Origin of the sequence: uncultured Victivallis sp. (assembly GCA_944389935.1) — a bacterium.
GTDB lineage: Bacteria > Verrucomicrobiota > Lentisphaeria > Victivallales > Victivallaceae > Victivallis.
Window position 1 is genome coordinate 1 of the sequence record CALXOE010000048.1, and the last position, 12,946, is coordinate 12,946.

General features: G+C 56.8%; 10 protein-coding genes. 1 reads left to right on the forward strand and 9 read right to left on the reverse strand.

Annotation, left to right across the window (positions count from 1 at the left end):
* The 9 genes from Q0J85_RS12745 to Q0J85_RS12785 form a co-directional block, all read right to left on the reverse strand.
* Positions 1 to 226, reverse strand: a 226-nt coding sequence (locus tag Q0J85_RS12745; protein ID WP_294482325.1) for a hypothetical protein, incomplete at its 3' end; no start/stop codon positions are given.
* Positions 223 to 1,359 carry a GntR family transcriptional regulator gene (locus tag Q0J85_RS12750; protein WP_294482326.1) on the reverse strand — a complete coding sequence of 379 codons (1,137 nt, stop codon included), beginning with the start codon at positions 1,357 to 1,359 and terminating at the stop codon, positions 223 to 225. The genes Q0J85_RS12745 and Q0J85_RS12750, both read right to left, overlap by 4 nt.
* A 143-nt stretch (positions 1,360 to 1,502) precedes the next feature.
* Entirely contained in the window at positions 1,503 to 2,432 is a 930-nt protein-coding gene (locus Q0J85_RS12755; protein WP_294482327.1) for an N-acetylmuramoyl-L-alanine amidase, read from the reverse strand.
* 158 nt (positions 2,433 to 2,590) lie between these two features.
* Positions 2,591 to 2,857, reverse strand: a complete 267-nt coding sequence (locus Q0J85_RS12760) for a hypothetical protein (protein WP_294482328.1) — start codon at positions 2,855 to 2,857, stop codon at positions 2,591 to 2,593.
* Between the two features lie 106 nt (positions 2,858 to 2,963).
* On the reverse strand, positions 2,964 to 6,083 hold the full coding sequence (locus tag Q0J85_RS12765; RefSeq protein ID WP_294482330.1) for an exodeoxyribonuclease V subunit beta: 3,120 nt from the start codon (positions 6,081 to 6,083) through the stop codon (positions 2,964 to 2,966).
* Positions 6,080 to 8,545: a PD-(D/E)XK nuclease family protein gene (locus Q0J85_RS12770; RefSeq protein WP_294482331.1), complete on the reverse strand. Its 2,466-nt coding sequence runs from the start codon at positions 8,543 to 8,545 to the stop codon at positions 6,080 to 6,082. The genes Q0J85_RS12765 and Q0J85_RS12770 overlap by 4 nt, the downstream gene beginning before the upstream one ends.
* A gap of 217 nt (positions 8,546 to 8,762) precedes the next feature.
* The gene (locus Q0J85_RS12775; RefSeq protein WP_294482333.1) at positions 8,763 to 10,019 is read right to left on the reverse strand and encodes a Y-family DNA polymerase; all 1,257 of its coding nucleotides are present in this window, start codon (positions 10,017 to 10,019) and stop codon (positions 8,763 to 8,765) included.
* The gene (locus Q0J85_RS12780) at positions 10,016 to 10,576 is read right to left on the reverse strand and encodes a flavin reductase (RefSeq protein ID WP_294482336.1); all 561 of its coding nucleotides are present in this window, start codon (positions 10,574 to 10,576) and stop codon (positions 10,016 to 10,018) included. Before Q0J85_RS12780 ends, Q0J85_RS12775 begins: the two co-directional genes overlap by 4 nt.
* Positions 10,577 to 10,578: 2 nt before the next feature.
* On the reverse strand, positions 10,579 to 10,974 hold the full coding sequence (locus Q0J85_RS12785) for a LexA family transcriptional regulator (RefSeq protein WP_294482338.1): 396 nt from the start codon (positions 10,972 to 10,974) through the stop codon (positions 10,579 to 10,581).
* A 1,295-nt stretch (positions 10,975 to 12,269) separates the two neighbouring features.
* Between Q0J85_RS12785 and Q0J85_RS12790 the strand changes: the two genes are divergently transcribed.
* Positions 12,270 to 12,830 carry a hypothetical protein gene (locus Q0J85_RS12790; protein ID WP_294482340.1) on the forward strand — a complete coding sequence of 187 codons (561 nt, stop codon included), beginning with the start codon at positions 12,270 to 12,272 and terminating at the stop codon, positions 12,828 to 12,830.
* Positions 12,831 to 12,946: the final 116 nt, after the last annotated feature.

Genomic DNA, 12,946 nt, shown 5'->3' on the forward strand with positions numbered 1-12,946 from the left:
TTTGCTCCACTTCGCCGCTTGCCGAGCGGAGACTCTGTTGCGCGGCGATGATCGGCCGATTGGTTGTTTGATGGTTGGTCGGTACGGGGAGAGACGCGCTCTTGCGAGCCGCTTTCTCTCCCCCGAACCCCTCTCTTGACAGCCCGGTGCAAACAAGGGAAGAAAGGTACATTTGATAAGTTTTCACAATAAAAAGTTCGATCAATGTAAAATTGCAGCTTTTCATTTTATCAGGCTCTCCTTTCTATTGGATAATCTGGCTGTGCTGGACCGGTAGACCGGCGTGGTATTCAAATAGAGATGTTTCATCATACGCTCTTCGGGAGAGGTGAACTCCGCAATCAACAGCCGGACCGCCTGAATGCCGACCTCCCGGAGCGGCTGGTTCACCGTCGTCAGCGGAGGCGTGAGTTCCCCTGCAAACTGCAGATCGTCGAATCCGGTCACGCTCACATCCTCCGGGATGCGGACGCCGAGCTTCGCCGCGACCCGGTAGAAGTTCCTCGCCGCCCAGTCGTGGACACAGACCACCGCGGTCGGCGGTTCGGGAAGCGTCAGAAGCTGCTCCGCCGCGGCAAGACCCTCCTCGTCGGGAGAACGCCGGACCGTATCGACCTGGCAGAGTTCCCGCTTCAGCGGCAGCCGGAACTCGCGGATCGCTTCGACAAACCCCGCAAACCGGGTCCGCGCCGTCGCACTCAAATCGTTCATGATGCAGCCGATCCGGCGATGCCCGAGCTCAACCAGATGACCGACCAGCGCCCGGATTCCGTCATAACCGTTGCTGCCGACGAATGAAGCCGAAGCCGGGCCGCCACCGCGGATAAGTTTGTCCGCCAGAACAACATGCAGCCCCGCACGCGCCGCCTGATGCAGAATTTCGCGATTGCTCCACTCGTAGTCGGCGATCTCGAGCGGCGTGTAGACAAGCAGCCGCAATCCCTGCGCCGCCAGCCGCGTGATGCCGAGCCGGGCCTGCTCAACCCGGTTCTGATGATTGAAAAAGACCACCGTGAGTCCATGCTCGCCCGCTTCCGCCTCGATCCCGTCGAGAATCAGGTGGTATGTGCAGCTCTCACGCTCGAGCGGCGGCATCATGACCGCCAGCTGCTGCGGCAGTGAACGCGGCACGGGACGAAACGCCTCGGCCGTCACAAAAGTCCCCGCTCCCTGTCGCCGCGCGAGCAGCTTCTCGGAGGCAAGAGTACCGACCGCTTCGCGGATCACGATGCGCGAAACGCCGAATTCACGCATGAGTTCCTGTTCCGTCGGCAGCTGCATCCCGGCCTTGTATCGGCCGGAACTGATCCAGCCGCCGATCGCGTTCATGACCTGCTCTTTTTTGCTGATTCGTCCCATCGCTCCATAACCTTTTTCGGCAAAATCATCCTGATTTCACTCTTAATTATGGAACAATTCGCCTGGAAAGTCAATCCTCTTCGCAAAAAACTGCCGATCTTTTGCAAATGATTATAACCATTCCCAGAGGAGAGATGTCTCCATCATTTCCCGGAAAGTCCGCTCAGAATTTCCCGCTCCTCCGAGTCGGGTTTCCGGGCGAGACGTTCGGCGACGCGGGAACGGAACGACTCGAACCGATTCTCCTCGAGAATCCGGTGCGGGCAGTATTTGCCGCTCCAGTCCCGGTGCATGCGCAGATCCGCCGCCGTCAGCTTGAAATGACGCAGCAGCGCGCAGGCAAGAATCTCCGCATTCTCTTCGCTGCGGCGGTACTGCCAGTCAGCCGCGCCGCGGCACTGGCTGCGGCAGATCTCGATTCCGATGCTCTGCGTGTTGCCCGGACCCTCGGCCCCGTCCCCCGCATGCCAGCCGTGGATGTCGAGCGGCAGAATCTGCACCGCCTCCTGCTCATCCACCGCGAAGTGGAACGAAACGCTCGCGTTGTCCCGCCGGGAATCGACCCGGTCGCGCTCCTGCCGCGCGGAGAACGGTTCAGCCGTATTGTGGATCGTCACATACTTCACCGCCTCGAACCGGCCCGGGAGTTTGTAGCGGCGATTGTAGGAGTTGTTTTTGATCAGGGCGCAGACGAACGAGAGCGGACGTCTGCGGCGCTCCCGCGGTTCCAGCCCCGCGAGATTCTTCCGGAACCAGGAGGCCTTGCCGGAGTCCGGCACGTAACAGCGCGTCACCCGGATCCCTTTCTGCGCAAGCGCGGAGAGCAATCTGTCGTAATCGATCTGGCTGCTCCAGGCGGAGAGATCCGCTTCCCGGTATCCGCTTTTCCGAAGTTCGTCGGGGAGGTCCGCAAGTTTCCCGGTCGCGCCCGTTCCGAAAATAAAGAAACTTTCCACCCCGTCCCGGTCACGGCTGACCGCCACTGCCGCGGGAGCCTCCTCCCGCGCCTGCGCCGCGCACACCGACAAAAGCAGCAGCGGCACAACGAAAAATATCAGAATCCGGTTGCGCATTCATCCCTCCCGGCGGCAGTTTCGGATTCACCCGGAACGCCGCACCTTTTCTGCGTGTTCATCATCCATTTCCGGGAAATATACACTGCGGAAACCGGAAATGCAAACCGCCGTTCCCCCTCCCCGCCCTCATGAAAATCGGCGGAGAGAGCGGGGCATCATCTCGCTACCGCCCATAGGTAACTGCCGGAAAAATAGGTGACGAGCGCGTTCACGAACTCCTCTCCCTGATCCACGGTGAAAATCCTGTCGTTCACGAGCGGCGTGTAGAATCCGTTCTTCTGAAACTCCTCGACCCAGTAATCGTTGTTCACGTCGAAGAATTCCGCCCGGCCGTCGGCGCCGACCCGGACCTTGAATTCCGACGTCTCCCGGAGTTCGCCGTTTTCTTTCATTTCGATCGACAAAACTTCCGCATAATTCATACCTGCTGCTCCTTTCTTTTCCGGAATGGCCCGGGGTGGGGTGGGTTACGGGAAATAACATACCCCCGAACCCGGGACCTCTAATGTCCCGGATCATCCGTGGAATTCACCTGACTTCGTAACACCGGCCGACTCCCGGCAGATGGACGATCATCTGCCGGACCGGTTTTCCGGTCGCGGCCTCAACTGCGTTCCGATAGAGTCGAAGCTGGGCCGCACAGCTCGCAACGTAACGCTCCTCATCGCATCCGGACGGGTGCGTCTTGTGGTCGAGCATCACATACCCCTCCGGCAATTCGAGCAGCATGTCGATCACGCCCTGATAAAGTGTCCCGGCCTCATCGCGCCAGGTCATCGGAACTTCGCACCGGACTTCCGCACCCGGATAACGTTCGGCAATCCAGCCGTAGAGCCGGTCCGTATACTCGAGCAGCGTCTCCGGAGTGAGCGCGTCGTCGACCTGCCAGTTTTTCAGCAGCCGCCCGGCGATTTCCTGCCGCCGTTCGCGCGGATTCAGGGCGATGTAGTTGTGAAAGGCGTTCCCGAGCTGCCGGGCTTTTCCGGCCGCACAGCGCATGCGGACCGGAGACGCCCACTCCTGCAGGAGAATCGCGACGCCGTCATCGCAACTCAAAGTGCTGGGCGACCGATGCGCCGGAACGTGCCGGACACCGGAACAATCCGGGCCCGATTCCGCGAAATGCGGCACCGACGGCAGCGGTTTAACCGGATCCGTCGCAGAAAAAATCCGGGTCGTCAGCGGGAATTCCGCTCCGCCCACCCGCAGAACACCGTTCCCCTCCTCCATGGGGAATGCGAGCAGCGGCAGGTCGGAAAGCGCATCGAGCCACGCGATCTGCAGAAGATCGGGAGCGGCCGGATTTTTCCGGATCTCTTCTTTCGTCGGAGATTTCCGGTTCAGCGCGAAGATCACCTGGTCGCGGGCACGGGTCAACCCGACGTAGAACAGACGTTTCCGCTCTTCGCGTTCCCGCTCGCAGACGTGATGATACAGCGCATTCTCCGCGACCATACTCTGCAGCGACTCCACCTTCCGGATCTGGCCGAACGGCCACGGCCAGTAGTGAATGGAACGATCATTCAGAGGCTGCGTCACGTCGAACGCGGAAGCCTGATTGATCCGGATATCGAACACACTCGCACGCTCTGTGGAGTCGAGCGAGCCGAGAATGACGACCGGCCACTCGAGCCCCTTGGCCTTGTGATAGGTCATCACGTTGACGGTATGGATTCCGAATCCGGGAGCCTGCCCGCCATCCGTCGCGACCAGCTCCGCCAGAAAACCGGCAGGCGTGGCCGCGCTCCGCTCGATTCCGGCGCGGTTCATGTAATCCGAACAGCGACGCCGCAGCTCTTCAAGGTTGCCCATGCGCCGGTCGGGAGAGCTCATCGCCGCGATCTTCCCGTCCAGATCCAGCACGGCAATCACATGTTCGAGGAGCTCCATCGGCGTGGCATCCGCATTTCTCTGCCGCAGCTTCTTCAAAAACTCCAGTTCGCGGATCTCCGCGAGAAAATCGCGCCGTTTCCGTTCTTCGGCCTCGAGGGCCAGCCACGACTCTTTCGCGTGATGAATCCGGTTCAACCAGTCCGGAGTCTCGCCGTAAAGCGCCAGAAGCGTGGCCAGAGCCGCCGTATCGGCCGGATCGATGCAGTAGCGCAATGCGGAGACGATCAGACCACACTCCGGAGTGGAGAGCAGCGTTCCGGAGGGAGCGGAGGCCGATATGTTCCACTCCGCCAGAGCCTCTGCCAGCACCCCGCACTCCTCGTTCGTCCGCAGCAGTACGCAGATATCTCCGGGCGTGACGCCGCGATCGCGGATCAGCCCGGCAATGCCGCCTGCGAGCGCCGCCGCACTCTTCTCCCGGCTGCCGCCGCAAAGATGCCACGCCTCGATGACGCCGCCCGCGGCCGCGTCCCGGCGTTCCCCGGGGATGCCGAGCGCGACATCACGCGGATCCATCGAGGAAAAGGCGCGAGTGAAGATCTCGTTCGCGAGCCGCACAAGATTCTCCCGGGAGCGCCAGGAACAGGAGAGAACCTGCCCCGACGGAAGCGTCGCTGCGACCGCCTCCATCAACTCCGGATCGGTCCCCCGGAATCCGTAAATCGCCTGTTTGGAGTCCCCGACCCAGATCGACCCGCCCGACGAGCACTCATTCAGCTTCAGAAACAGCGCGAGCTGAATCGGACTGGTATCCTGAAATTCATCGACCATAATCCGCGAAAGCCGCCCGGAGAGCAGCTCCCGGAAACGGCGATTGCCGTTCAGCAGTTCCAGAACATACCACTCCTGATCGACGAAGTCCACCAGTCCGAAGTCTTTCTTGTACCGGGCATAAGCCTCGAGTGAATCCGCGGCGCAGTCGAAAACGCCGCGGATCATGGAGCACAGGTCGGAATAGAGTTCCCGGCTCGAAGGCAGCATCGCGCCGATCTCCCGGAAGATCTCGATCGGGAAACCGGGATCTTTCTCCACCGAGTGCTCCGCATTTCCGATCTGAGCGGCACCGCTCCAGGTCGGGAACCGCAGAAAATCGTTCACGACGGTCACGGTCTTTTTCGTGCTCACCCCATTGACCCGAAGCGTCGCGGTCGATGCGACCCGTTTCCCGATCTCCTCAAGCGAAAGATCGAGTTCCGCCGGAAACAGCTGTTTCAACATCTCCACAGCCCGTTCGCCGCAGCGTTTCAATCCCTCCCGGTCGATTCCGTTGCTTCTGGCGAGATTCAGAACGGTCCGGACATGCTCTTTCCAGTCCTGAGGTCGACGGCCGCTGAAGTTCTTCCGGATGGGATTGAGCGAGAGACGCGCTGCCACAGGTTCCAGCCCTCCGGCATAGCGTTCCATCACGGCGGAGGCGGCGGCGGCGAAAACGGCATCGCAGTCCTCATCCGGCAGAACGTCCAGAACTGGCGACAGCCCCGCCTCGATCGCATACTCGCTCAACAAACGTCCGCAGACGCTGTTGACGGTACCGATCAGACCGTCGAAAACCCGCGACGCGAGCTCCGGCGTTCTCCCCTCCAGAAGTTTCCGGCGAATCCGGGACTGGAGTTCGGCCGCGGCTTTTTCCGTAAAGGTAGTGGCGAGCAGCCCCTCGGGCCGCACCCCCGCGGAGATGTTTTCACTGAGCTCTTCCATCAGAAAATAGGTTTTCCCGGAGCCGGCACTGGCCCGGACCAGTCGAATCGGATTCATCGCTGCTCCTCCATTTGCGCACAAAGCGCGGCATAATCACAAAAACCACATCCGGCGGCGAGCGGCAGAGTCAGCGGCGAATGCTTCAACTTCCGCTCATCTTCCTCGCCGCGCTCAAGGATGCCCGCATGGATCTTTTCCAGACGTTGCTTCCACATCGTCTCCGCCTTTTCCCACAATTCTCCCCACTGCGGATTCGGTTCGTACAGCAGTTTTCTCTTCGGGAGCAGGAAATAACCGCAGTGAACATCGAACTCCTCCGCATCGAGAAGCCGGGAGTAGGCCGCAAGCTGCAGAGCCTTGCCGTTTTCCAGACTTTCCTGGTAACGGCTGGAGGCGGACCACTTCATGTCGATGACGAACTGTTTTCCGGCCGCATCTTCGAGATAGAGGTCGAGCTTCCCCTGGAACTCCATCCCGGCAAACGTGCCGCGCAGCTCCTTCTCCGCGCCCTTGACGAGCAGATGCCGGGAGTTGATCTCCCGGACCAGCGCCTCCACCGCGGCGATCAGGGTTTCCCGGATCCGTTTCCGTTCGAGGGTCCGTCCGTCGAGCAGCAGTTCCGCCGCCATCGCCGGTACAAGCCGGTCGAACTCCCGGGCGGCGACCTGCGCGGCCTCCGCCGTTTCGATGCTCTCCCGGCCGCGGTAGATCGTCTCGACGACCTTGTGAGCGAGATTTCCGAGCATGAGCCCGTCGGTCGGAATCCGCATGACCGGCGACGTTCCAAGTCCGGCGTAATCCTGCAGAAACCATCGAAACGGACACGCGAGCAGAGTATCGAGCTGCGTATAGGAGAGCATACGCACCGGGGAGATCGCGTTGCCGTCGATCCGGGGACGGACCGTCGGCACGAAAAACGGCTGCTCTTCAAGCTGACTGGCGCGATCCGCAAGTTTCCACCGCCCGGAGGCATCCACGAGTCCGGCCGGAGCTCGGACCGGACCGCCCGGAACTTCGAGCTCATCCAGCAGCGGATGAGGAAACACCGCCTCCCCGCGAAGCATCCGCGGAATGAACAAGATCAAGTTGCGCCTCGCACAGCGGAAAGCGTTCCTCCAGGCGAGATGTTCCCGCTCTCTCGCGGTTTCCCGGCTGAACCCCGGCATGGCGGCGCACTCCTCCGGAGTCCAGGTTGCCCCTCCGACAGCGGTCCGATCGATGAAATTCCACCAGATGACGGTCTCGAACTCGCGATCGATCATGCCGGGATCGGGGAAAACGGCGAAGTCGTTGCATTCGCGTTCCGCACCGCCGTCCGGCGTCCCGGTGCCGACGATCGAATCGAGAATCCGCGCCAGTTCCGTCCGCGACACGGCGGCACGATCCGCGATGATCCTCTTGAGAATTCCGGCCTGCTCCAGCACCGGTGCGAGTTCCGGACGGGTTCGGACGCGGGGGGCGATCCGTTCGATCAGCAGGGAGCAGAAGCGCACAACCGTCCCGGACGGGACACTCTCTTCCGCACGGAAACACTCCTCTTCCAGGAAATTCCACATCTCTTCCACAGCCTTGAATCCGGAATCTCCGGTCTGGAATTTCGACCGGATTCTCCGCCACGCCTCCTGCCAGGCCTCGCCTCCCCGTCCCGGTTCTCTCTCGAGAGCGGCGACCAGCTCCCGCGCAAGCGCCGCGGGAACCGGGGTGACCGGCAGCAAAAGCAGCTCAAGAAAACGTTGCGGATGGAACGGCTTCCACATGCTCTCAAGCCACAGCGGCAGAATCTGCAGCGTCTCCCGCCACCGGGAGTTTTCGGAGAAAGCGAGCCGGCCGAATCCGTTGCGGTGCAGAACCTCATCCAGAACCGTGGAATCTCCGGTGCAGATGATCGCCACGGAACTGTTCTCCCCCCGGGCGCGCAGATACCGGACACACTCCGCGGCGAGAACGAAGTCGTTCGCCCCCTCCACGGGAAACGGTTTCGGGCAGCAGGAATTTCCAGTCCCGGCGGCGAAAACGGCCATTCCGCACCCCTCCAGCCGGAGAATCAGCTGCCGCCAGAGATACGGCAGAAGCTCACGTGGTTCGGCCAGACGCAGCGTATCGCCATCGAACCGGTGGTGCGGCAGTTCGCTCCAGACCGCCAGCATCCGGTCCGGCACGCCGGGGGAGAGAGTTCCGCTGTCCGCCTCGAGCGCCGCGAGCGCCTCGAGCCGGGGAGTCCCGGCGCGGCGGAAATCCCAACCGTTTTCCACAAGTTCATCGCGCCACGCGAGCAGCTGCCGGGCGGTCGACCAGGGATCCAGTTCAAAAGAGACGCGACACCACTGCGGATTCACCCGTTCGATCTTCCGTCGATATTCGTCGATCCGTTCCGGAGCGGATACCGGAATGCCGCTCAGTCCGAGACGGCTCTCGAGCCAGTCGAGAAACTGCTGCGGCCCCATTTTGATTTCGCCGAGCGAAGCCGGTTTCCCGGACCACTCCGCACCATCCAGGGACATGCCGAATGTAATGCGCATAAAACCCTCCTGCTCCTTCTGCGTTTGCTGTTGTACACGGTAAACAATAGCCTGAAAAATGTTATCCGGCAAGTCTCGGATCGTTCCCGCGATTAAAATTCAGCATTATTTCTGAAAAAAAGCGATCAGAAATTCCGATTTTTCCGCCATCTTTGTTTCTGTCATTTAAAATAACGCGGAGACCGGGACCTCTTTTGTCCGACACAATCACGACCGGCTACTTCACTTTCGGAAGCTGATCCCAGTTCGTCGTATAACCCGGAGTGAGCATGGAGCGTTTCATGGACCACGGTTTCCGGATACCCTCGGCGAGATGAAATACCGTGCCGCGCCCGTAACGCCGGTTGATTTCATCCATCGCCGCCGAGAGTTGATCCGCCCTGTCGTCTCCGGCGGGGTCCGCAAAGAGGTCGAGCTGCCGGGAATCGGCGGGTTCGAGGCCGAAAAAGAGCACCCCGGCTTTCCTGCACCGCCGCCCCGCCGGAAAGATTCCGCGCAGTTTCGGCCGGATCGCCTGGAGCATCTCCGACGTGCCGGAGATCGGAGTCGCAAACGCGACAGTCGTCCCGCAGAAACCGCCCGACCGCGCGACGGGGGTATATTCCGGATAATACTCGATGTAGATGTTGACGCCGGCGGCACGCTGTTTCTGCCGCCGGAGTTTCTCCGCCGCGCGCGCCGTGTAGTGGGCGACGGCCTCGGCCAGCTCCTCGAATTCGACGACCGGATATCCGAACGACCGGGAACAACTGATGCTTTTCGAGAGTTCCTCCGGATTGTCCTGCTCGAAGAGCGGCTCTCCCCGGAGTTCCCGGGCGGTTTTCGCGAGGGTGATGTTGAATTTCCGTCGCAGGAGCGCCTCGTCGGCGGCAGCGAGCTGCCATGCGGTGCGGATTCCGAGCGCGGCGAGTTTCGGGGCGAGGCGGCGTCCGACGCCCCAGACCTCCCCGACCGGAAGCGTTTCCAGAACGGGACGCGGATCGTCTGGCATGACGAATACGCCGGAGGGGAGTTTCTTGCCGATATGATTGGCGATCTTGGCCAGAGTCCGGCTCGGGGCAAAACCGATGCCGCAGGGGATGCCGATCCACTTCAGAATGGTCTGCCGGATCCGGACGCCATATTCGAGCAATTCCATTCCGGCGGGAGGAGTCAATCGGATGAACGCCTCGTCGATCGAATACTGCTCCACCTCGGGGGCGAACTCCCCGAGTGTGGCGATCACGCGCCGCGAAATGTCGCCGTAGAGCTCATAGTTGCTCGAACGGACGATCAATCCGGAGTGCGCCAGCAGCGGCCGGAGCTGAAAAAAGGGCGTACCCATCGCGATGCCCAGCGCCTTGCACTCCTGAGAACGGCTGATGACGCAGCCGTCGTTGTTGGAGAGAACGGCCACGGGTTTTCCCTCGAGCAGGGGATCGAAGATCCGCTCGCACGAGACGTAGAAATTGTTGCCGTCGACGAGCCCGATCACCGCAGTTTCCTGCCGTCGCGGAAAGCCGTTCCGACGACCTCCCCGAGTTTCCGGTACACGTGGTTGACCGGATCGAATGTGATCGGCTCGAATGCGGCGGGATCGATTTTTCCGGTCGTGTCGAGAATCCGTTCATCAGCGCTGACGTTGACGATCTCCCCGACCGTGCAGCCGGTCTCAGGATCGTAGCTCACAAGCCGGCACTCGAGCGTCATGGGGAATTCCTCGATCACGGGCGCGTCGACGAATTCGGCCTTGTGCGTATGAAGCCCGGCCTGTTCGAGTTTGCCGGGCAGCTCGTTCGCGGAGACGATTCCCACAAAATCGCACTCGACCACATGGGCGGCATCGCCGATGCTGACGGTAAACGCCTTTCCGGCAAGCAGATTCTTCGCCGTCTTGTGGCCGGGATCGATGCAGACTCCGATCTGATTGGTGTCGTGGATTCCTCCCCAGGCGGCGTTCATGGCGTCGGGGACACCTGCCTCATCGTAAGTGCCGACGATCAGAACCGGCATCGGATAAAGCCAGGTCTGCACTCCGAAATTCTTTCTCATTTTCACTCTCCTTTTCCTGTCGTGCGTGTTACGAATTGATGGATGACGGCTGTCACCACTCCGAAGATCCGGAGCTCCATCCCCTCGGAGAAAGTGATCGGCCGGTATTTCCGGTTCGCGGCTTCGAGAAACCACCGTTCGCCGTCCGAACGCAGAAATTTGACCGTGAACTCGTTGTCGACGCAGGCGATGACGATCGATCCGTCACGCGCGTCGAGACTGCGGTCGACCACGAGAATGTCCCCGGGCCGGATTCCCGCCCCGATCATGGAGTCGCCCGCCGCGCGGACAAAGAAAGTCGCGGCCGGCCGGTGAACGAGAAGTTCATTCAAATCCAGCGGCGACTCGATATACTGCTCCGCCGGGGACGGAAATCCCGCCGCGACAGGTGTTGCCATCAGGGGCGGGTTGCCGCATTCCGTTTGTTTCGCTGTTTTCTTGTGATGCATTGTGCGTTTATTTTTCCAGATCTCTTCTATGCGTAAGATAGCATTGCGAAACAGGGTTTGCAAGGGCATTGAGGAAAGTGGCTGCCCCGGAGAGCGTTTCCAGATTGTCTTCTCCTGAAAGCTGCTCCACTACGTCTGCCAATTAGATTTGTGATTCAGAAATTCTGATTTGCAATCAGAAATACCTATGTTATCTTACTCTTAATGACAGAAATATGATGCAATGTTGCATCATATTGACTGTTAATTTATTAACATGGAGAAAAGTGTCACCTGTTTTTTATTGAAAAACAGAACCATTTATTCCCGCACATGACAATTAGAATCTTAGATCAGCTTTTTTGGGTATGCAGTTCAATATTGATTGCAACTGTAAATTTTTTGTTGATTTACTATGGAGCAAAAAACGAACTGAATCTATTTTGCATTTGGATTTTAGGAATCAGTTGCTATATAGGTCTGACTCTTGTAAGTTTTTTTTCTCGCTATAAGTATATATATAATCAATTTAGAAAAATATTACAAAAAAAAGTTCGAATAAATAAGTCAGTGAGCATAAAAGCAACATTTAATATGTTTATTGTGGTCTTGCTTTTGGCATTATTTATATATCTTGTATTTAGTAGTGGCTTATTGGTGTTTTTTATAAATCCAGTAGGAAAATCTGAAATATTCTTATTGACGGTTCGAGTTGTTGGGGGAATATGTTTTTTTATCTTCACCTTTCCTATAGTTATCCTATTTGAAATTTTTTATATTTATTTACTAAGACTTTTAATTGTATATAAAAACTGATACTGCAAGGGTATTTTGGATACTTTTTGTTGGAAAGTCCAAAATACTCTTTTATTTTTTCCTGCGAAATTCCGTTCCGCTTCTCTCGGAGTCAACATTCCTTCTCATCTGGTGCGGGCGCACAAGAAGAACCTTCCGAATCGCCTTTCCTTGAGAGCCGATCCTCCAGCGTCGGTCAATTTGATTTATGATTCAGAAATTCTGATTTGCAATCACATTTCTTCATGCTATTTTATTCTTATTGACAGAATATGATGCATTGTTACATCATATTGACTGTCAATTTATTAACATGGAGAAAAGTGTCACCTGTTTTTTTACTGAAAAACAGAACCATTTATTCCCGCACATGACAAGTGCCAAATAGCTCTCTTAATTATAATATTTGCCAAGGGAGCTACTAAAATTATTAGTAACTTCTTTATGATACTATAAATTTCGGAGGAAAAATGATAATTGGAAGATGTAATAATTCAGAAAATTTACGTAACAGATATGATGAAACCTTCTGCATATTTTCTTTTATGCAAGATGCAGATGGGATTTGGCGTGTCCATTTAAAATTTTGCTGTAAAATTATTTTAATGATAGTATTTTTAATTTCTTTTTTTTGGTTTTTCTATGCAATATATACTTATATTAATCAGGGCCAACACGTGGGTTTATTTGTTTTTGTTGGAGTTTTTTTTGCTGCCATTGGTATCATGGGGATCATTTCCTGTTATACTCGTTATTTTGAGATAGATCCGATTAATAAGATAATTGTTTACGGGGCGTATAATAAAAAATACAGCAAGAATAAATATTTAATTAAATTTAGTTCAGTTAGTTATATAACGATAAAAAAAAGAGAAATTCCTGCCTATCCAGTTACGACATTACCGTCATATTCCATCTTGTTGGTTGATAAATTTGGAGACAACAAATTTATATTATCGGGGAATTATAAAGACATTACAATGATTGCAAATTCAATAAGTAAAATATTAGATGTTGATATCGTGCTGTAAAAGAGAAGTGCAGTAAGTGTATTTTAGACACTTTTTATTTGAAAATCCCAAATACTCTTTTATTTTTTCTTGAGGAATTCCGTTCAACTTTTTGAGACAGGCGCAGATTATTAAAG

What these genes read in the sequence shown, in the direction of transcription:
- Q0J85_RS12780 (WP_294482336.1), bottom strand. Translation starts at nt 10,576, where the DNA reads ATGAGAAAGAATTTCGGAGTGCAGACCTGGCTTTATCCGATGCCGGTT.
- Q0J85_RS12790 (WP_294482340.1), top strand. Translation starts at nt 12,270, where the DNA reads ATGATAATTGGAAGATGTAATAATTCAGAAAATTTACGTAACAGATAT.
- Q0J85_RS12785 (WP_294482338.1), bottom strand. Translation starts at nt 10,974, where the DNA reads ATGGCAACACCTGTCGCGGCGGGATTTCCGTCCCCGGCGGAGCAGTAT.
- Q0J85_RS12760 (WP_294482328.1), bottom strand. Translation starts at nt 2,857, where the DNA reads ATGAATTATGCGGAAGTTTTGTCGATCGAAATGAAAGAAAACGGCGAA.
- Q0J85_RS12750 (WP_294482326.1), bottom strand. Translation starts at nt 1,359, where the DNA reads ATGGGACGAATCAGCAAAAAAGAGCAGGTCATGAACGCGATCGGCGGC.
- Q0J85_RS12765 (WP_294482330.1), bottom strand. Translation starts at nt 6,083, where the DNA reads ATGAATCCGATTCGACTGGTCCGGGCCAGTGCCGGCTCCGGGAAAACC.
- Q0J85_RS12770 (WP_294482331.1), bottom strand. Translation starts at nt 8,545, where the DNA reads ATGCGCATTACATTCGGCATGTCCCTGGATGGTGCGGAGTGGTCCGGG.
- Q0J85_RS12755 (WP_294482327.1), bottom strand. Translation starts at nt 2,432, where the DNA reads ATGCGCAACCGGATTCTGATATTTTTCGTTGTGCCGCTGCTGCTTTTG.